Source organism: Streptomyces sp. NPDC096311 (assembly GCF_044763085.1).
Classification (GTDB): Bacteria; Actinomycetota; Actinomycetes; order Streptomycetales; family Streptomycetaceae; genus Streptomyces.
In genome coordinates, this window is the sequence record NZ_JBIWFN010000012.1 from 102,082 (window position 1) to 121,885 (window position 19,804).

The following is a 19,804-nucleotide window of genomic DNA, read 5'->3' on the forward strand; positions in this document are numbered from 1 at the left end:
CTACCTCTTTGAACATGCGCACGCCCAGACACGTACTCCGGGACGAGCGACCGACTGGGGGATCCCCCGGACACCGGAGGTAGGCGTGCGCAAGGATTCCGCCGTGGCTGATGAACGAAGGTCAAGGGCCCGACATCGCATGAATCCATCTGCGTCGGCTTCGTCGAACGAACCCGACGAGGAGCTGATGCGTGCGCTGTACCGGGAACACGCGGGTCCGTTGCTCGCGTACGTGCTGCGGCTGGTCGCGGGGGATCGGCAGCGTGCCGAGGACGTTGTGCAGGAAACACTCATCCGTGCCTGGAAGAACGCCGGTCAGCTCAATCGGGCGACCGGTTCGGTACGACCCTGGCTGGTGACGGTCGCCCGGCGCATCGTCATCGACGGCCACCGCAGCCGGCAGGCCCGGCCGCAGGAGGTGGACCCGTCACCGCTGGAGGTCATCCCCGCGGAGGACGAGATCGACAAGGCGTTGTGGCTGATGACACTGTCGGACGCGCTGGACGACCTGACCCCTGCTCACAGGGAAGTTCTGGTCGAAACGTACTTCAAAGGGCGTACGGTCAATGAGGCGGCCGAGACGCTCGGCATACCCAGCGGCACCGTGCGCTCCCGGGTGTTCTACGCCCTGCGGTCGATGAAGCTGGCGCTGGAGGAGCGGGGGGTGACGGCATGAACACATACGGGGGTTACGGAACGGGCGGGCCAGGAGCCATGCAGGGACCACGGGGACAACAGAACCCCGGTGACAACATTCACGAAACCGTCGGCGCCTACGCCCTCGGAATCCTCGACGACGCCGAAGCGACGGCCTTCGAGGCCCATCTCGCCACCTGCGAATGGTGCGCCCAGCAGCTCGACGAGCTCGCCGGGATGGAACCGATGCTCGCCGCGCTCGCGGATCTGCCCGCCTCGCAGGGCACGCCCGCCATCGGCGAGTCGCTGGCCGCCCGCCCGAGCCCACGGCTCGCCGAACGGCTGGTCGACGAGGTGTCGGAGCGACGCGCGGTCAAGCGCCGGCGCGGCCTCTACCTCGTGGCCGCCGCGGCCGCGCTGATCATCGGCGGCCCGCTGACGGTGATGGCCGTCAACGGCGGCGGCACCACCACCGCGTCGCCCGACTCGGCCATGGCCACCAGCCCGGCCAAGGCAGCCTTCGATGTCATGACGGACAAGAAGTCGGCCACGGACCCGGGCACCAAGGTCAACGCCGTCGTCGCGATCGAGAAGAAGGACTGGGGCACCCACGCCGTCCTCCAGCTCAAGAACGTCAAGGGCCCGCTGAAGTGCTCCCTGATCGCCGTCGGCAAGAACGGCGAGCGCGAGACGGTGACCTCCTGGGCCGTGCCGAACTGGGGCTACGGCATCGCGAACGCCAAGACGGAAGAGGCGAAGAAGCCCCTCTACGTCCACGGCGGCGCGGCCTTCAACCCGAACGAGATCGACCACTTCGAGGTCATGACCTTCGACGGGAAGCGGCTCGTCGAGGTGAACGTGTGAGCGAACTCAGGGCGCGCACGTAGCCTCACGGGGTCCCCTTCGCGTACGGTTGACGGCTGCCCAGCACGTCAGAAGGGGGCCCGGTGGCCGCTCAGGCTCAGCAGGAAACCGCGCTCGACCAGATCCACGATTCCGCACAGGACGATTCCGTACGGGATCGTGAGATCAGCGTCGAGCAGCAACATCTGGACCGGGTGTACCGGCGCCTCGAGGAGAAGATCCACGAGGCGGAGTTCCTGATGAACGACGCCGCCCAGCGCGGCCAGGTCGGTACACCGGGGGCGCTCGCGGAGCGCGACGCCCAGGTGTTCCGCGCGGGGATTCATCTGAATCGCCTGAACAACGAGTTCGAGGACTTCCTCTTCGGCCGGATCGACCTGCTGCTCGGGAAGGACGGCAAGAAGGGCCCGGACGGCGCCTACACGGCCGTCGAACCGGCCGAGGGTGTCGTACAGGTGGACGAGACCGGCCAGTACGCCTCCATCGCCGAGACGCTGCACATCGGCCGCATCGGGGTGCTGGACGCGGACTACGCGCCGCTGGTCATCGACTGGCGGGCGCCCGCCGCGGCCCCCTTCTACCGCTCGACACCGGTCGACCCGGGCCGCGTCGTACGCCGCCGGGTCATCCGCTCCAAGGGCCGCAAGGTCCTCGGCGTCGAGGACGACCTGATGCGCCCCGAGCTCAAGGCCACCCTCGACGGCCGGGAACTCCCGGTGATCGGCGACGGCGCCCTGATGGCCGCGCTCGGCCAGGCCCGCAGCCACACCATGCGGGACATCGTGGCGTCCATCCAGGCCGAACAGGACCTGGTGATCCGCGCCCCCGCCGCGTCGGTGACCTACGTGGAGGGCGGCCCCGGCACCGGCAAGACGGCCGTGGCCCTGCACCGGGCGGCCTATCTCCTCTACCAGGACCGCCGCCGGTACGCGGGCGGCATCCTGATCGTCTCCCCGACGCCGCTCCTGGTCGCCTACACCGAGGGCGTGCTGCCCTCCCTCGGCGAAGAGGGCCAGGTCGCCATCCGCGCCATCGGCTCCCTCGTCGACGGTGCGGAGGCCACCCTGTACGACGCTCCGGCCGTCGCCCGTGCCAAGGGCTCGTACAGGATGCTCAAGGTGCTGAGGAAGGCCGCCAGGGGCGCGCTGGAGACTCCCGGCGGCAACCCGGGCCGGTCCACCGCCGGCGGGGACAGGCCGGAGCAGCTCGCCTTCGGCGAGGAGGCCGCCCCGGCCCCCGCGGGTACCCCCACCCGCCTGCGTGTCGTCGCCTTCGGGCGGCGCCTGGAGCTGGAGGCCGCCGAGCTCGACCGCATCAAGCACAACGCGCTGAGCGGGACCGCGCCGGTGAACCTGCTGCGCCCGCGCGCCCGCAAACTGCTCCTGGACGCGCTGTGGGCGAAGTCCGGGGCCGGTACGCGGCACGCGGACCCGGAGCTGGCCGCCGAGCTGCGGTCGTCCTTCGACGAGGACGTCGCCTCCGAGGACAGTTTCATCGACTTCGTGAACGCGTGGTGGCCCGAGCTGACCCCGCGGGGCGTCCTCGCCGCCATGGCCGACGAGCGGCGCCTCGGCCGCTGGGCGCGCCGGATCCTCAACCCCGGCGAGGTGCGCCGGGTCGCGCGCTCGCTCAAGCGGGACGGGCTGTCCGTCCACGACGTGGCGATGCTGGACGAGCTCCAGGCGATCCTGGGCATGCCCGTCCGGCCCCGCAAACGCCGCGAGCTGGACCCGCTGGACCAGCTCAGCGGTCTCGAGGAGCTCATGCCCGTACGCGAGGAGTCGCAGCGCGAGCGGGCCGAGCGGCTGGCGCAGGAGCGCGTCGAGTACGCGCACGTCATCGTCGACGAGGCGCAGGACCTCACGCCCATGCAGTGGCGGATGGTGGGCCGACGCGGCCGGCAGGCCACCTGGACCGTCGTGGGCGACCCGGCGCAGTCCTCGTGGTCGGACCCCGACGAGGCCGCGGAGGCCCGTGACGAGGCCCTGGGAAGCCGTCCCCGGCGCCGCTTCACCCTCACCGTCAACTACCGCAACCCCGCCGAGATCGCCGAGCTGGCCGCCAAGGTCCTCGCCCTCGCCATGCCCGGCTCCGAGTCCCCTTCGGCCGTACGGTCCACCGGGGTCGAGCCGCGTTTCGTGGCGACGAACAACGCGGGCGCCGGTGTACGGGACTCGCTCGCGCGGACCGTGCGCGCCGAGGCCGCGCGGCTGCTGGACCGGGTGGACGGCACGGTGGGCGTCGTGGTGGCCATGAACCGGCGCGAGGAGGCCGCCCGCTGGCTCGCCGGGCTCGGCGAACGGGTGGTGGCGCTCGGGAGCCTGGAGGCGAAGGGACTGGAGTACGACGCGACGGTGGTCGTCTCGCCGGCGGAGATCGCCGACGAGTCGCCCGCGGGGCTGCGGGTGCTCTACGTCGCCCTCACCCGGGCCACGCAGCAGCTGACGATCGTCTCCGGCGACCGCGACGAACCCGACGCGAACGGGATGCCGGATCTGCTCCGGGACTGACCCCCGCCGGGGCCGACGCCCCAGATGAACTCTCGGGGTGGGAATTGCCTTACGGGGATCGTTTGTTACCGTGGATGTGACACCGGCCCGATCCAAGCCCCCGGGCCCAACCTTCGTCGCTACGAGCGACCACTTGCCGCGAGGCGAGCATGGCGGGTCGGTGTCACTGAACGAGGAGAGGCTCACGTCACCTGACGTGAGCCTCTTTCGTTGTCGGCTCCCGTTGGCCGACCGTTTCCCGCGAGGTTCACGTACTCTCGTATGGTGGAAGTTGTCTTCCGAAATCGCACGCCTTGCCTGCGAACAAAACGTTCGCAATCCGGGGCGGCTACCACGTACTGGGGGGTAGGTGCGACGATCGGACGGCATACCCGCGAGACAGCGCGACCCAGCAGTACACGGTGAAAGCAGAGGAAGTCGGCCATGGCAACGGCGCCCAGCGTCTCCTACTCGATTACGGTCCGACTGGAGGTGCCCGCGAGCGGAACCGCGGTCTCCCAGATCACCACGGCCGTAGAGTCCCACGGAGGCTCGGTCACCGGCCTCGACGTGACCGCCTCAGGCCACGAGAAGCTCCGGATCGACGTCACCATCGCGGCGAGCTCCACGGCCCACGCCGACGAGATCGTCCAGCAGCTGCGCGGCATCGAGGGCGTCACGCTGGGCAAGGTCTCCGACCGTACGTTCCTCATGCACCTCGGCGGCAAGATCGAGATGCAGTCGAAGCACCCGATCCGCAACCGTGACGACCTCTCCATGATCTACACCCCGGGCGTGGCCCGCGTGTGCATGGCGATCGCCGAGAACCCCGAGGACGCCCGCCGCCTCACCATCAAGCGCAACTCCGTTGCGGTCGTGACGGACGGCTCGGCCGTGCTCGGCCTCGGGAACATCGGGCCCAAGGCCGCCCTCCCGGTCATGGAGGGCAAGGCGGCCCTCTTCAAGCGCTTCGCCGGCATCGACGCCTGGCCGCTGTGCCTGGACACCCAGGACACCGACGCGATCGTCGAGATCGTCAAGGCCATCGCCCCCGGCTTCGCGGGCATCAACCTGGAGGACATCTCCGCGCCGCGCTGCTTCGAGATCGAGGCCCGGCTGCGCGAGGCCCTCGACATCCCCGTCTTCCACGACGACCAGCACGGCACCGCGATCGTCGTCCTCGCCGCGCTCACGAACGCCCTGCGTGTGGCGGGCAAGGCCATCGGTGACATCCGGGTCGTCATGTCCGGCGCGGGCGCGGCCGGTACGGCCATCCTGAAGCTGCTCATCGCCGCGGGCGTCAAGAACGCCGTCGTCGCCGACATCCACGGTGTCGTGCACGCGGACCGCGCGGACCTCGTCGGCGCGGCCTCCGATTCGCCACTGCGTTGGATCGCCGACAACACCAACCCCGAGGGCCTCACGGGCACGTTGAAGGAGGCCGTGCGCGACGCCGACGTGTTCATCGGCGTCTCCGCCCCGAACGTGCTCGACGGCGACGACGTGGCCGCCATGGCCGAGGGTGCCATCGTGTTCGCGCTCGCGAACCCCGACCCCGAGGTCGACCCGGCAATCGCCCGCCAGACCGCGGCAGTTGTCGCCACCGGCCGCTCCGACTTCCCCAACCAGATCAACAACGTGCTGGTCTTCCCGGGCGTCTTCCGGGGCCTCCTGGACGCCCAGTCCCGCACGGTCAACACCGAGATGATGCTGGCCGCCGCGGCCGCGCTCGCGGACGTGGTGACCGAGGACGAGCTGAACCCGAACTACATCATCCCCAGCGTCTTCAACGACAAGGTCGCGGGCGCGGTCGCCGGAGCGGTGCGCTCCGCGGCGAAGGCGGCGGGTGTGACAGCGGCGGAGTAGGGCACTCGGCGCCGGTGCGGGCGTCGCCGGGGGCCTGCCGCCCCCGGCCCCCGCGTCGGCCCGGACGGCCTTGTCCTCGAACGCCGGACGGGCCGGCAGGCGTCCGCCGGGTGAGGGTGGTCGGTGGTTGCGGCGGTGTGACTTGCTGTGACGATCGCCACGACGGCCGCGCGTCGGCGCGTCGCGGGATGCGGGGTCCCTGGCGGCCCTCTAGGGTGGCGGCCAGGCTCAGGCCTCCCAGGCCCTGCGGTCCGCTGCCGGGAGCGGACGGAGCGTCACCACACTGAGGCAGTGGCGCTTTTCGTGTGACTCCCAAGGGTGTTCGTGTGACTCCCAGGGGTGCCGGATTGGCTTTCCCGCCGCAGGTGGGGGCAGGATGCGTCTTCGGGCGCGAGGGTCTGGCTACGGACCCGGGTCCGGGGACCGACCGAGGGCCCTGGCAGCATCGGCTTCGCCGCATCCAACATGCGGCTCCGCCGCGTGGCACGCCTCAACGGCAAGAAGAACACGGGAGTAACAACATGAACCGCAGTGAGCTGGTGGCCGCGCTGGCCGACCGCGCCGAGGTGACCCGCAAGGACGCCGACGCCGTTCTGGCCGCGTTCGCCGAGACCGTCGGCGAGATCGTCGCCAAGGGCGACGAGAAGGTCACCATCCCCGGCTTCCTGACCTTCGAGCGCACCCACCGTGCCGCTCGCACCGCGCGCAACCCGCAGACCGGCGACCCGATCCAGATTCCGGCCGGCTACAGCGTGAAGGTCTCCGCGGGCAGCAAGCTCAAGGAAGCGGCCAAGGGCAAGTAAGCCGCGTCCGTGTGCCACGGGACGGCGCACGAACCGCAGTAACGCCAATGGGGCGGCCCCCTTGACCGGGGGCCGCCCCATCGTCGTACACACACCGAGCGCCGGCCGTGCCGTCCGCCCGTCGGCGGTGCCGCCCGAGCGTCAGCGCACGGTCCGGGTGTCCGTGTGCTATCCGAGCGCCTTGCCCGGCAGTTCGACCTTCGCGCCCAGTTCCACGAGCTTCTCCATGAAGTTCTCGTAGCCGCGGTTGATCAGGTCGATGCCGTGGACGCGGGAGGTGCCCTGGGCCGTGAGGGCGGCGATCAGGTACGAGAAGCCGCCGCGGAGGTCGGGGATGACCAGGTCGGCGCCCTGGAGCTTGGTCGGGCCCGAAACGACGGCCGAGTGCAGGAAGTTGCGCTGGCCGAAGCGGCAGTTCGAGCCGCCGAGGCACTCGCGGTAGAGCTGGATGTGCGCGCCCATCTGGTTCAGCGCGGAGGTGAAGCCGAGGCGGGACTCGTACACCGTCTCGTGGATGATCGACAGCCCCGTGGCCTGCGTCAGGGCGACCACCAGCGGCTGCTGCCAGTCGGTCTGGAAGCCGGGGTGGACGTCCGTCTCCAGGGCGATGGACTTGAGCTGCGAGCCCGGGTGCCAGAAGCGGATGCCCTCGTCGTCGATCTCGAACGCGCCGCCCACCTTGCGGTAGGTGTTCAGGAACGTCATCATCGAGCGCTGCTGGGCGCCGCGGACGTAGATGTTGCCCTCGGTCGCCAGCGCGGCGGAAGCCCAGGAGGCGGCCTCCAGGCGGTCCGGGAGGGCCGCGTGGGTGTAGCCGCCGAGCGAGTCCACACCGGTGATGCGGATCGTCCGGTCGGTGTCCATGGCGATGATCGCGCCCATCTTCTGCAGTACGCAGATGAGGTCCTCGATCTCGGGCTCCACGGCGGCGTTGGACAGCTCGGTGACGCCCTCCGCGAGCACCGCCGTCAGCAACACCTGCTCAGTCGCGCCGACGGACGGGTACGGCAGCTGGATCTTCGTGCCGCGCAGCCGCTGCGGAGCCTCCAGGTACTGGCCGTCCGCCCGCTTCTCGATCCGCGCGCCGAACTGCCGCAGCACCTCGAAGTGGAAGTCGATCGGCCGGCCGCCGATGTCACAGCCGCCGAGACCCGGGATGAACGCGTGTCCCAGACGGTGCAGCAGCGGGCCGCAGAAGAGGATCGGGATGCGCGACGAGCCCGCGTGGGCATCGATGTCGGCGACGTTCGCGCTCTCCACGTGCGACGGGTCGAGGATCAGCTCGCCCGGCTCCTCACCCGGACGGACCGTCACGCCGTGCAGCTGCAGCAGCCCGCGCACGACGCGCACGTCGCGAATGTCGGGGACATTGCGCAGTCGGCTCGGAGCGCTGCCCAGCAGGGCGGCGACCATGGCCTTCGGTACGAGGTTCTTCGCACCGCGGACACGGATCTCGCCCTCGAGCGGGGTTCCGCCGTGGACAAGCAGTACATCGTCAGAGCCGTTGACGGTCATGTATCTCGCGTTCCGATGAGTTGGGCAGGAGTATGCGTCGGCAGGCCGGTTGGGCGGGAGCCGAAGAGCAAGGGTAATCGCCGCCCACCCCCCTTAAGTAAGCCCAAGGACCACCCAGCAACGTCATAGCTTTGCCACAACACGAACCGTTCCGAATCGGGCACACGGGGTCACCGGTGACGGTGTGCGCGGGGGACGCTCCTCTGCGCCCTGAGCTGCATTCACTCGGGTACGGGTATTGGGTCCCCCTACCCGGGGAAGATGCGGGATCATGTCTGGCATGACCGAGGTGTCCTCGCTCACAGGGCGGCTGCTCGTGGCCACGCCCGCCCTGGCGGACCCGAACTTCGACCGCGCGGTGGTGCTGCTCCTCGACCACGACGAGGAGGGCTCGCTCGGTGTCGTCCTCAACCGGCCGACCCCGGTGGACGTCAGCGACATCCTGGAGGCCTGGGCCGACCTGGCCGGGGAACCCGGCGTCGTCTTCCAGGGCGGCCCGGTGTCGCTGGACTCGGCGCTGGGCGTCGCGGTGATCCCGGGCGGCGTCGCCTCCGGGGAGCGCGCGCCACTCGGCTGGCGGCGGGTGCACGGCGCGATCGGCCTCGTCGACCTGGAGGCCCCACCGGAACTTCTCGCCTCGGCCCTCGGCTCCCTGAGAATCTTCGCCGGGTACGCGGGCTGGGGCCCCGGCCAGCTGGAGGACGAACTGACCGAGGGCGCCTGGTACGTGGTGGAATCCGAACCGGGAGACGTCTCCTCCCCGTCCCCGGAGCGCCTCTGGCGCGAGGTCCTGCGCCGCCAGCGCAACGAACTCGCGATGGTGGCGACGTATCCGGACGACCCTTCACTCAACTGATGTCCGTGACCTTAAGTACCCTTGGCTCCTATGAGCACTCTTGAGCCTGAGACCCAGCCCCAGCGAGGCACTGGGACGGGGACCCTCGTAGAGCCGACGCCGCAGGTGTCGCACGGCGACGGGGACCACGAGCGCTTCGCCCACTATGTCCAGAAGGACAAGATCATGGCGAGCGCTCTCGACGGCACGCCCGTCGTGGCCCTCTGCGGCAAGGTGTGGGTCCCGGGCCGCGACCCGAAGAAGTACCCCGTGTGCCCCATGTGCAAGGAGATCTACGAGTCCATGGGCGCCGGCGGCGACAAGGGCAAGGGCGGCCAGGACACGTAACGGGCGCCGCCGAGCACCGGCGGCCCGACGATCACAAGGCCCTCGGGGCGCGTTCCGGCGCGCCCCGAGGGCCTTCGCGTCGTGTGCGCCGGCGGTCTTCGCGCCGGTTGCCGTTGCGCAGGGTGCGCCCCGTGGTCACAGAGTGGTTGAGACCTCTTGTGGACATGTTCATGTAGTCCATAGCCTCCGGTGTGTTGTGCAGAGCGAAACCGCCATTGCGTATGTTGCAACGCCCCCCATCGGAGGATGCTCGATGAAGCTCTCTGTGAAGCTGCCCGTGAAGCTCCCCGCACGAACGGCCGTCGCCCTCGCCGCCCTTGTCGTCGCCACCGCCTGCGCCCCCCAGACCTCCGGCAACTCCTCCTCCGGAAAGGACGAGAAGACCGGCACGCTGCGGGTCTGGCTGTTCCAGGAGGTCAGCAACGGGCCGAAGGAGAAGGTCGTCGACGCGGCCGTCAGCACCTTCAAGAAGGCTCACAAGGACACCAAGGTCACCATCGAGTACATCCCCGTGGAGACCCGCGCCCAGCGGATGAAGGCCGCCTTCAACGACCCGAAGAGCGCCCCCGACGTCATCGAGTACGGCAACACGGACACCGCCGGCTACGTCAAGGACGGCGGACTCGCCGACGTCACCAAGGAGTTCGCCGACTGGAGCGAGGCCAAGGACACCGACCCGACCGCCAAGCAGTCCGTGACGGTGGACGGGAAGATCTACGGCGCCCCGTTCTTCGTCGGCGTCCGCGCCCTTTACTACCGCACCGACATCCTCAAGAGCCTCGGCCTCGAAGCCCCCAGGACCCAGGCCGAGTTGATCTCCACCGCCAAGAAGATCCGCGCGGCCGATCCCGGCCTCTACGGACTCGTGGTCGGCGGCGCCTACACATACGGCGCGATGCCCTTCATCTGGTCCCAGGGCGGCGAGATCGCCCAGGGCAAGGGCGGCTCCTACGCCGCGACCATCGACAGCGAGGCCGCCCGGAAGGGCATCAAGGCCTACACCTCGCTGTTCGGCGCCGACAACTGTCCCGCCGCCAAGTGCGCGGGCATGACCGGCAACGACACCGTCACCGCGTTCTCCTCCGGCAAGGCGGGCATGGCCATCGGCGGCGACTTCAGCCACGCCGCGATCGAGGCCGGGAAGATCAAGGGCAAGTACGCGGTCGTGCCGTTGCCCGGTGTGGAGCCGGGCTCGGTGGCCCCGGCGTTCGCGGGCGGCAACAACATCGGCGTCCTGAAGAGCACGTCGCACCACACCCTCGCCGTCGACCTGATGGAGCGGCTGGCGAGCAAGAAGACCCAGAGCGAGCTCTTCGACGCCATGGGGTTCCTGCCCACGTACACCGACGTGCGGGACGCGGTCGCGAAGAAGCAGCCGTTTCTCGCGCCCTTCGTGAAGACCCTCGCCTCGGGCGCCAGGTTCGTGCCCGCCTCGGCCGCCTGGTCCCAGATCGACGCCTCGCTCGTCCTGCCGACGATGTTCCAGGAGGTCATCAGCGGCAAGAAGGACGTCGCGGCGGCCTCGAAGGACGCGGCGAAGAAGATGAACGACGCGTTCAGCTCCGTGGGGTGAGCGGATGACCACGCAAGAGGCCGTCGCCCAACCGGTCACGGTCGCGAAGGCCGCGGCCGGCGTCCCCGGCGGCCGGCGCGCCCGCTGGACCCCCTGGCTCTACCTCGCCCCCGCCCTCGTCGTCCTCGGCGCCCTGCTCGTCTACCCCATCTACCAGCTCGGCCTGATCTCGCTCCTGAAGTACACCCAGGCACAGGTCAGCGGCGGCGAACCGACCGCCTTCGAAGGGTTCGGCAACTACACCACCCTCTTCGCCGACGACCAGTTCTGGCAGGTCCTGATCGCCACGCTGGTGTTCGCGGCGGCCTGCGTGCTCTCCACCCTGGCCGTCGGCTGCGCCCTCGCCGTGCTCCTCACCCGCGTACGGGCCCTGCCGAGGCTCGCGCTGATGCTGGCCGCGCTCGGCGCGTGGGCGACCCCGGCGGTCACCGGGTCCACGGTCTGGCTGTTCCTGTTCGACCCCGACTTCGGTCCCGTCAACCGGGTCCTCGGAATCGGCGACCACTCCTGGACGTACGGGCGCTCCAGCGCCTTCGCGCTCGTCCTGCTCGAAGTGGTCTGGTGCTCCTTCCCGTTCGTGATGGTCACGGTCTACGCGGGGATCCGCGCCGTACCCTCCGAAGTGCTGGAGGCGGCCGCGCTGGACGGCGCCTCGCAGTGGCGGATCTGGCGCTCGGTGCTCGCACCGCTGCTCCGCCCGATCCTGGTGGTCGTCACCATCCAGTCGGTCATCTGGGACTTCAAGGTCTTCACGCAGATCTACGTGATGACGAACGGCGGCGGCATCGCCGGCCAGAACCTCGTGCTGAACGTGTACGCCTACCAGAAGGCCTTCGCCTCCTCGCAGTACGGCCTCGGTTCGGCGATCGGCGTGGTCATGCTGGTGATCCTGCTGGCGGTCACGCTGGTGTACCTGCGGCTGCTGCGCAGGCAGGGGGAGGAACTGTGAGCCTGATACCCGGCTTCGTACGGCGTCCCCGGCGCCCCTGGCGGCTCGCCGCCGAGGCGTCCGCGCTGCTGATCGCGGTGGTCGTCGCCTTCCCCCTCTACTGGATGGTGCTCGGCGCCTTCAAACCGGCCGGGGAGATCGAGTCCACCGAGCCCCGGCCGTGGACGCTTTCGCCCTCCCTGGATTCCTTCCGGCGCGTCTTCGGGCAGCAGGAATTCGGCCGCTACTTCGTCAACAGCCTTGTGGTGGCGGGGTCCGTGGTCGTCGTCTCGGCGCTGATCGCGTTTCTCGCGGCGACCGCGGTCACCCGATTCCGCTTCCGTTTCCGGACCACCTTGTTGATCATGTTCCTGGTCGCGCAGATGGTGCCCGTCGAGGCGCTGACGATCCCCCTCTTCTTCCTGATGCGGGACTTCGGCCAGCTGAACACGCTGGGCTCGCTGATCCTGCCGCACATCGCCTTCTCGCTGCCGTTCGCGATCTGGATGCTGAGGGGTTTTGTGAAGGCGGTTCCCGAGGCGCTGGAGGAGGCCGCGTACATCGACGGGGCTAGCCGTACGCGATTCCTCTGGCAGATCCTTTTCCCGCTCGTCTTCCCGGGGCTGGTGGCCACGAGCGTCTTTTCCTTCATCTCGGCCTGGAACGACTTCCTGTTCGCCAAGTCCTTCATCATCAGCGACACCTCGCAGTCCACCTTGCCGATGGCCCTCCTCGTCTTCTACAAGCCCGACGAACCCGACTGGGGCGGCGTGATGGCGGCGTCCACAGTGATGACGATTCCGGTGCTCATCTTCTTCGTACTCGTACAGCGACGCCTGGTCTCCGGCCTCGGCGGAGCGGTGAAGGACTGACGTGAACCATGTGATTCCGGCGCCCCGCGCCGTCGAGGGCCCCCTGCGCCGCGGGGTCGAACTCGACGCGGAGACCACCCTGTGGGCCGCTCCCGGCACGGACGCCACGGAGATCTGGCTGCGCGCCACGCTCGGCGCCGCGCTCGGCCTGCCGCTGCGACCAGGACCGCAGGACGCCCGCAACGCCGTACGGCTGCTCCTCGACGACACCCTGGAGCCGGAGGCGTACAAACTCAGCGTCGTCGTCAACTGGGGCATCGAGATCCGGGGCGGCGGCGCGGCCGGGGTCTTCTGGGGTGCGCAGACCCTGCGTCAACTCCTCGGCCCCGATGCCTTCCGCCGCGCCCCCGTCCGGCCGGGCAGGACGTACGGAATCGCGCACCAGATCATCGAGGACGCCCCTCGATTCGCCTGGCGCGGTCTCATGCTCGACGTCTCCCGGCACTTCATGCCCAAGGACGGCGTCCTGCGTCTGCTCGACCTCATGGCCGCCCACAAACTCAATGTCTTCCACTTCCACCTCACCGACGACCAAGGCTGGCGTGTCCAGATCAAGCGGTATCCGAAGCTGACGGAGGTCGGATCCTGGCGGGCGCGCACGAAATTCGGCCATCGTGCCTCGCCCCGGTGGGAGGAGAAGCCGCACGGGGGCTTCTACCCGCAGGACGACATCCGCGAGATCGTCGCGTACGCGGCCGAGCGGCATATCAGTGTCGTCCCCGAGATAGACATCCCGGGGCACTCGCAGGCCGCCATCGCCGCGTATCCGGAACTGGGCAACACCGACGTCATCGACACGACCTCCCTGACCGTCTGGGACACCTGGGGCATCTCCAAAAACGTACTCGCCCCCACTGACAACACCCTGCGCTTCTACGAGGGGGTGTTCGAGGAACTCCTGGAGCTCTTCCCGGCGGACGCCGGCCCGATCGCGCGGTTCTCGCCGTTCTCGGGGTTCTCGGGCTTCTCGGGGTTTGTGCACATCGGCGGCGACGAGTGCGCCAAGGACCAGTGGAAGCAGTCGCCGACCGCGCAGGCGCGCATCAGGGAACTGGGGCTCGCGGACGAGGACGAGTTGCAGTCCTGGTTCGTCCGGCACTTCGACAACTGGCTCTCCGAGCGCGGGCGTCGGCTGATCGGCTGGGACGAGATCCTGGAGGGCGGGCTGGCCGAGGGGGCGGCGGTGTCCTCGTGGCGCGGCTACCAGGGCGGCATCAAGGCCGCCCGCGCCGGCCACGACGTGGTCATGTGCCCCGAGCAGCAGGTGTACTTGGACCACCGTCAGGCCGCGGGTCCGGACGAGCCGGTGCCGATCGGATATGTCCGCACCCTGGAGGACGTCTACCGCTTCGAACCCGTTCCGCCCGAGCTCACCGAGGCGGAGGCACGGCATGTGCTGGGCACTCAGGCGAACGTGTGGACCGAGGTGATGGAGGACCCCGCGCGCGTGGACTACCAGACCTTCCCTCGGCTCGCGGCCTTCGCCGAGGTCGCCTGGAGCGCCCTGCCCGCCCCCGCCGAGCGGGACTTCGCCGACTTCGAGCGCCGGATGGCCGCCCACTACGGGCGACTTGACGCCCTGGGCGTGGCCTACCGCCCGCCCACGGGCCCCCTTCCGTGGCAGCGGCGCCCGGGTGTGCTCGGACGTCCGATCGAGGGGGCGCCCCCAAACGTGTGAGGTGACCCCCGACCGGCGTGTCCCGGCCCGTTCGCCCCGACGCAGTGGCCCCACAAGGCAAAAGACACCCAAGGGCCACCGAAGAGTGGCAATTCGTACTGACCGGCGATGCCGTAGGAAAACGGACCATCTCGCTGGTGAGGGGGCGAATGCCTCCTAGCGGACCCCCGCGTCGAGGGCCGGGGAAGATGTGCCAGAGTTGCCACGTCCGCCCTGTCAGCACGTACCGTACGCGCAACACAGGTGGGACCAGGTGGGGCAGCGGGAAGGGGCAGCCGGTTTGACCACGCACGCACCGCAGGCGGCGCAGGCCGTGACGCTGCCCGCCTCGCTGGACGAGGCAGTGGCGGCGCTGGCCGCCATGCCCGCCGCCGTCCCCGTGGCCGGCGGCACCGACCTCATGGCCGCCGTCAACTCCGGACAGCTGCGGCCCGCCGCGCTCGTCGGCCTCGGCCGGATCAGCGAGATCCGCGGCTGGCAGTACCAGGACGGCCACGCGCTGCTCGGCGCCGGCCTCACCCACGCCCGCATGGGGCGCCCCGACTTCGCGGCCCTCATCCCGGCGCTCGCCGCCGCCGCGCGCGCCGCGGGACCGCCGCAGATCCGCAACGCGGGCACCCTGGGCGGCAACATCGCCTCGGCGGCCCCCACGGGGGACGCGCTGCCCGTGCTGGCGGCCCTGGAAGCCACGCTGATCATCGCGGGCCAGGGCGGGGCCCGCCGTGAGATCCCGGTGTCGCACCTGCTCGCGGGCATGGAGATGCTCCGCGGCGGCGAACTCATCGGCTACGTGCGTGTGCCGCTGCTGCACGCGCCGCAGGTCTTCCTGAAGGCGACCGGACGCACCGGACCCGGGCGCGCCATCGCGTCCGTGGCGCTCGTCCTGGACCCGGCGCGGCGCGGTGTGCGGTGCGCCGTGGGCGCCATAGCGCCGATGCCGCTGCGGCCTCTGGACGCGGAGGCGTGGGTCGCCCAGCTGATCGACTGGGACAACAGCCGGACGATCGTGCCGGAGGCGCTGAACGCCTTCGGGGAGTACGTCGCCGCGGCCTGCATCCCCGATCCCGTCCCGGCCGAGGACGGCTCCGTGCAACAGCTTCCGCCCGCCGTACTGCACCTGCGGCGCACCGTCGCCGCGCTGGCCCGACGAGCACTGGGGAGGGCACTGTCGTGACCGACGACCAGCACGGAGAGGGCACTCCGCGGACCAGCGGCAGGTGGGACCCCCTCCCGCAGGGGGACTACGACGACGGCGCCACCGCCTTCGTCAAGCTCCCCGAGGGCGGAATCGACGCCCTTTTGGCGGAACGTGAGACGCCGCTCGCGGCGCCCGGTCACGGCTATGTGCCCCCCCGGATCACCACGGCGCCCCCGGCGGCCGACCCCGGGGCGACGGGCACCTGGGCCACGCCGGCCGAGGCAGTCCAGTGGCCGGACCCCAACGCCGCGCACCAGGAAGCCGTACGCCACGAGACCGGGCGCCAGGAATCCGGGCGTCACGAGTCCGGGCATCAGCAGGCCGCGCACGACGGGTTCTCGTACCACCCCGGCGCCACCGGGCAGTGGGACTTCGGCGAGGCCACCCGGGAGGGCGCCTCCTCCGGTCACCACCCGGCCGACGCGCCCGGACACGACGTCACCGGACAGTGGTCGATTCCCGTCGCCGGGGGTGATCTTCCGGATGAATCGGGCGAGTTCACCACGTCGGCCCTGGTCGAGCAGTGGGGCGGCACGCCGCCCGCCACGCTCCCGGGCGGTGCGGCAGCGCCCTGGGCGACCTCGGAGATCGGCGAGCCGTGGTCCGCCGCACCGCGCGCGGTGACCCCCGAGGCCCCGCAGGCCTCTGAGGGCCCCGTGGAGCCCGCGCGGCACACGCATGCGGAATCGGCCGCCGAGGCCGCCCAGACGGCCGCGCAGGCCGCTCACGAGGCTCCTGAGCCGGTCGCCGGACCCACGCACGCGACGGCCGAGGCGTACGGGACCCCGGACGGGGCAGGACCGGACCACGACCCGGCCGTGCGGACTGCTCCGGCAGCGGATCGGGAGGACTCCTCGGAGTACCTTTCGGAGCATCTTTCCGAGCACCCGTCGGAGTACCCCGAGACCCCGGCGCCGGACGCCCCCGCCGCGGAGGCGAGCGCCCCGGACACCCCCGCGCCGCCCCCGCACGACGAACACCCCCTGGCCTCCTACGTCCTGCGCGTCAACGGCGCCGACCGCCCCGTGACCGACGCCTGGATCGGCGAGTCGCTGCTCTACGTCCTGCGCGAGCGCCTCGGCCTCGCGGGCGCCAAGGACGGCTGCTCGCAGGGCGAGTGCGGAGCCTGCAACGTGCAGGTGGACGGGCGGCTCGTGGCGTCCTGCCTGGTGCCCGCCGTCACCGCCGCGAGCAGTGAGGTGCGTACGGTCGAAGGCCTCGCCGCCGACGGACAGCCCTCGGACGTGCAGCGCGCCCTGGCCAAGTGCGGCGCGGTGCAGTGCGGTTTCTGCGTCCCGGGCATGGCCATGACCGTGCACGACCTCCTCGAGGGCAACCCGGCCCCCACCGAACTCGAGACCCGCCAGGCGCTGTGCGGCAACCTGTGCCGCTGCTCCGGCTACCGCGGGGTCCTGGACGCCGTACGCGAGGTCGTCGCCGAACGCCAGGCGCACAACGCGGCCGCCGCCGAGGCCACCCCGGACGCGGACGAGCCGCGCATCCCGCACCAGGCGGGGCCCGGCGCGGGCGGCGTCAACCCCTCGGCGTTCGAGGACCCTTCCCCGTACGACTCCCAGGCGCCGCATGAGCGGCCGTACGGCCAGGACGGAGGCCAGGCGTGAGCAACGAGACCGCGACCGCGACTCCCGCGGCACCCGACACCGGCCCCGAGCCGCTGCCGCACGGGCTCGGCGTGTCGCTGCCCGCCGCGGAGGCCCGCGCCAAGACGGAGGGCACCTTCCCGTACGCGGCCGACCTGTGGGCCGAGGGCCTGCTGTGGGCGGCCGTGCTGCGCTCGCCGCACCCGCACGCGCGCATCGTGTCCATCGACACCAGCCACGCGCGTGAGATGCCCGGCGTGCGGGCGGTCATCACCCACGAGGACGTGCCCGGCTCCGCCCTGCACGGCCGCGGCCGTGCGGACCGCCCGGTGTTCGCCTCCGAGGTCGTACGCCACCACGGCGAACCCATCGCGGCCGTCGCCGCCGATCACCCGGACACCGCGCGGATGGCCGCCGCGGCCGTCATCGTCGAGTACGAGGTACTCGACCCGGTGACCGACCCTGAGCAGGCGTTCGAGGCCGAGCCCCTGCACCCCGACGGCAACCTGATCCGGCACATCCCGCTGCGCCACGGCGACCCGGACGCGGTCGGCGAGATCGTCGTCGAGGGCCTGTACCGCATCGGCCGCCAGGACCCGGCCCCGATCGGCGCCGAGGCCGGACTCGCCGTGCCCCGCCCGGACGGCGGCGTCGAGCTCTACGTCGCCTCCACCGACCCGCACACCGACCGCGACACCGCCGCCGCCTGCTACGGCCTGGAGCCCGAGCGGGTGAAGGTCGTCGTCACCGGAGTGCCCGGCGCCACCGCCGACCGCGAGGACCAGGGCTTCCAGCTCCCGCTCGGCCTGCTGGCCCTGCGGACCGGCTGCCCGGTGAAGATCACCGCGACCCGCGAGGAGTCCTTCCTCGGCCACGCCCACCGGCACCCCACCCTCCTGCGCTACCGCCACCACGCGGACACCGAGGGCAGGTTGGTGAAGGTCGAGGCGCAGATCCTGCTCGACGCGGGCGCCTACGCCGACACGTCCGCCGAGTCGCTGGCCGCCGCGGTCTCCTTCGCCTGCGGTCCCTACGTCGTCCCGAACGCCTTCATCGAGGGCTGGGCCGTGCGCACCAACAACCCGCCCTCCGGCCATGTGCGCGGCGAGGGCGCCATGCAGGTCTGCGCCGCCTACGAGGCGCAGATGGACAAGCTCGCCAAGAAGCTCGCCCTCGACCCCGCCGAACTGCGCCTGCAGAACGCGATGGCCACCGGGGACGTGCTTCCGACGGGCCAGACGGTGACCTGCCCGGCCCCGGTCGCCGAACTGCTCCAGGCCGTACGCGACTACCCCCTGCCCGCGCTCCCCAAGGACACCCCCGAGGACGAGTGGCTGCTCCCGGGCGGCCCCGAGGGCGCGGGCGAACCCGGCGCCGTGCGCCGCGGGGTCGGCTACGGCCTCGGCATGGTCCACATGCTCGGCGCCGAGGGCGCGGACGAGGTCTCCACGGCCACGGTCAAGGTCCACGACGGCGTCGCCACGGTGCTGTGCGCGGCCGTCGAGACCGGCCAGGGCTTCACCACCCTGGCCCGCCAGATCGTCCAGGAGACCCTCGGCATCGACGAGGTGCACGTGGCGCCGGTCGACACCGACCAGCCGCCCGCGGGCCCCAGCTGCCGGGGCCGCCACACCTGGGTGTCGGGCGGAGCGGTCGAACGCGCCGCGAAGATGGTCCGTACGCAGCTCCTGCAGCCCCTGGCGCACAAGTTCGGCATGTCCACGGAGCTCCTCCAGATCACCGACGGCAAGATCACCTCGTACGACGGTGTGCTCTCGACCACCGTCACGGAGGCGATGGACGGCAAGGAGCTGTGGGCCACCGCGCAGTGCCGCCCGCACCCGACCGAGCCGCTGGACGAGGCGGGCCAGGGCGACGCCTTCGTGGGCCTGGCCTTCTGTGCGATCCGCGCGGTGGTGGACGTGGACATCGAACTCGGCTCGGTACGGGTGGTGGAGCTGGCGCTCGCCCAGGACGTCGGCCGGATCCTCAACCCCGCCCAGCTCACGGCCCGTATCGAGGCGGGCGTCACCCAGGGCGTCGGTGCCGCCCTCACGGAGAACCTCCGTACCGCCCGCGGTCTGGTCCGCCACCCCGACCTCACCGGTTACGCCCTCCCGACGTCCCTGGACGCCCCCGACATCCGCATCGTCAAGCTCGTCGAGGAGCGCGACGTCGTCGCCCCCTTCGGCGCGAAGGCGGCCAGCGCGGTGCCGGTCGTGACGTCCCCGGCGGCCGTCGCGTCCGCCGTACGGGCGGCGACGGGCCGCCCCGTCAACCGCCTCCCGATCCGTCCGCAAGCCGCCGTGGTGACCACGTCATGAGTACCCCCGAGCCGACGACCCACGACCCCGAGCCGACGACCCACCTCCCCGAGCAGCCGCGCTACGAGCCCCCGCCGAGCGTCGGGAAGCTGGCGCTGTGGGTACTGCTGTTCGTCGTGGCGGCCGTCGTGGTCGTCCTGGGCGGCCTGTACCTCACCTGAGCCGGGCGGCGGCGAGGCGCCCCCCGATGGCTTGAACCCGCGTGTTTCCGGGCCGTACGTCCTGCGTGCCTGCGGGTTTCCGGCGTTGTCAGTGGGGCGGCGTATGGTTCTCG

General features: G+C 71.0%; 16 protein-coding genes. 15 read left to right on the forward strand and 1 reads right to left on the reverse strand.

From position 1 onward, the window contains the following. Positions 1-139 precede the first annotated feature (139 nt). The 5 genes from ACIRA5_RS29055 (at position 140) to ACIRA5_RS29075 (ending at position 6,658) form a co-directional block, all read left to right on the forward strand. Entirely contained in the window at positions 140-676 is a 537-nt protein-coding gene (locus ACIRA5_RS29055) for a sigma-70 family RNA polymerase sigma factor (RefSeq protein ID WP_054229655.1), read from the forward strand. 38 nt (positions 677-714) lie between these two features. After that, on the forward strand, positions 715-1,500 hold the full coding sequence (locus tag ACIRA5_RS29060; protein WP_403695357.1) for an anti-sigma factor family protein: 786 nt from the start codon (positions 715-717) through the stop codon (positions 1,498-1,500). Between the two features lie 83 nt (positions 1,501-1,583). Beyond that, positions 1,584-4,010, forward strand: coding sequence for a HelD family protein (locus ACIRA5_RS29065; protein ID WP_403695360.1), 2,427 nt, complete (start codon positions 1,584-1,586; stop codon positions 4,008-4,010). Positions 4,011-4,433: 423 nt separating this feature from the next. Beyond that, positions 4,434-5,855 (forward strand): NAD-dependent malic enzyme, encoded by a 1,422-nt coding sequence (locus tag ACIRA5_RS29070; RefSeq protein WP_403695362.1) that lies wholly within the window; start codon positions 4,434-4,436, stop codon positions 5,853-5,855. Positions 5,856-6,376: 521 nt separating this feature from the next. Further along, positions 6,377-6,658: an HU family DNA-binding protein gene (locus ACIRA5_RS29075; protein WP_007382399.1), complete on the forward strand. Its 282-nt coding sequence runs from the start codon at positions 6,377-6,379 to the stop codon at positions 6,656-6,658. 168 nt (positions 6,659-6,826) lie between these two features. Here the strand turns inward: ACIRA5_RS29075 and murA are convergent, their stop codons facing one another. Continuing rightward, entirely contained in the window at positions 6,827-8,173 is a 1,347-nt protein-coding gene (gene murA, locus ACIRA5_RS29080) for a UDP-N-acetylglucosamine 1-carboxyvinyltransferase (protein ID WP_403695365.1), read from the reverse strand. Between the two features lie 280 nt (positions 8,174-8,453). Here murA and ACIRA5_RS29085 point away from each other — a divergent pair, with 280 nt between their 5' ends. From ACIRA5_RS29085 to ACIRA5_RS29130, 10 genes are all read left to right on the forward strand, one after another. Further along, positions 8,454-9,029, forward strand: coding sequence for a YqgE/AlgH family protein (locus tag ACIRA5_RS29085; protein ID WP_054229660.1), 576 nt, complete (start codon positions 8,454-8,456; stop codon positions 9,027-9,029). A gap of 30 nt (positions 9,030-9,059) precedes the next feature. Then, complete coding sequence (locus ACIRA5_RS29090; protein ID WP_403695366.1) at positions 9,060-9,356, forward strand: DUF3039 domain-containing protein; 297 nt, start codon at positions 9,060-9,062, stop codon at positions 9,354-9,356. Positions 9,357-9,609: 253 nt separating this feature from the next. After that, on the forward strand, positions 9,610-10,929 hold the full coding sequence (locus ACIRA5_RS29095) for an extracellular solute-binding protein (protein ID WP_403695368.1): 1,320 nt from the start codon (positions 9,610-9,612) through the stop codon (positions 10,927-10,929). Positions 10,930-10,933: 4 nt separating this feature from the next. After that, a complete protein-coding gene (locus ACIRA5_RS29100) occupies positions 10,934-11,878 on the forward strand; it encodes a carbohydrate ABC transporter permease (RefSeq protein ID WP_403695369.1) in 945 nt (314 codons plus the stop codon). A gap of 2 nt (positions 11,879-11,880) precedes the next feature. After that, the gene (locus tag ACIRA5_RS29105; RefSeq protein WP_373559073.1) at positions 11,881-12,729 is read left to right on the forward strand and encodes a carbohydrate ABC transporter permease; all 849 of its coding nucleotides are present in this window, start codon (positions 11,881-11,883) and stop codon (positions 12,727-12,729) included. 1 nt (position 12,730) lies between these two features. Next, a complete protein-coding gene (locus ACIRA5_RS29110) occupies positions 12,731-14,407 on the forward strand; it encodes a beta-N-acetylhexosaminidase (RefSeq protein ID WP_403695371.1) in 1,677 nt (558 codons plus the stop codon). A gap of 280 nt (positions 14,408-14,687) precedes the next feature. Continuing rightward, complete coding sequence (locus ACIRA5_RS29115) at positions 14,688-15,581, forward strand: FAD binding domain-containing protein (RefSeq protein WP_352049009.1); 894 nt, start codon at positions 14,688-14,690, stop codon at positions 15,579-15,581. Then, on the forward strand, positions 15,578-17,227 hold the full coding sequence (locus ACIRA5_RS29120) for a 2Fe-2S iron-sulfur cluster-binding protein (RefSeq protein WP_403695375.1): 1,650 nt from the start codon (positions 15,578-15,580) through the stop codon (positions 17,225-17,227). Before ACIRA5_RS29115 ends, ACIRA5_RS29120 begins: the two co-directional genes overlap by 4 nt. After that, positions 17,224-19,530: a xanthine dehydrogenase family protein molybdopterin-binding subunit gene (locus tag ACIRA5_RS29125; RefSeq protein ID WP_403695378.1), complete on the forward strand. Its 2,307-nt coding sequence runs from the start codon at positions 17,224-17,226 to the stop codon at positions 19,528-19,530. Before ACIRA5_RS29120 ends, ACIRA5_RS29125 begins: the two co-directional genes overlap by 4 nt. Continuing rightward, positions 19,527-19,691 (forward strand): hypothetical protein, encoded by a 165-nt coding sequence (locus ACIRA5_RS29130; protein ID WP_164331724.1) that lies wholly within the window; start codon positions 19,527-19,529, stop codon positions 19,689-19,691. Before ACIRA5_RS29125 ends, ACIRA5_RS29130 begins: the two co-directional genes overlap by 4 nt. The last annotated feature ends 113 nt before the right edge of the window (positions 19,692-19,804 follow it).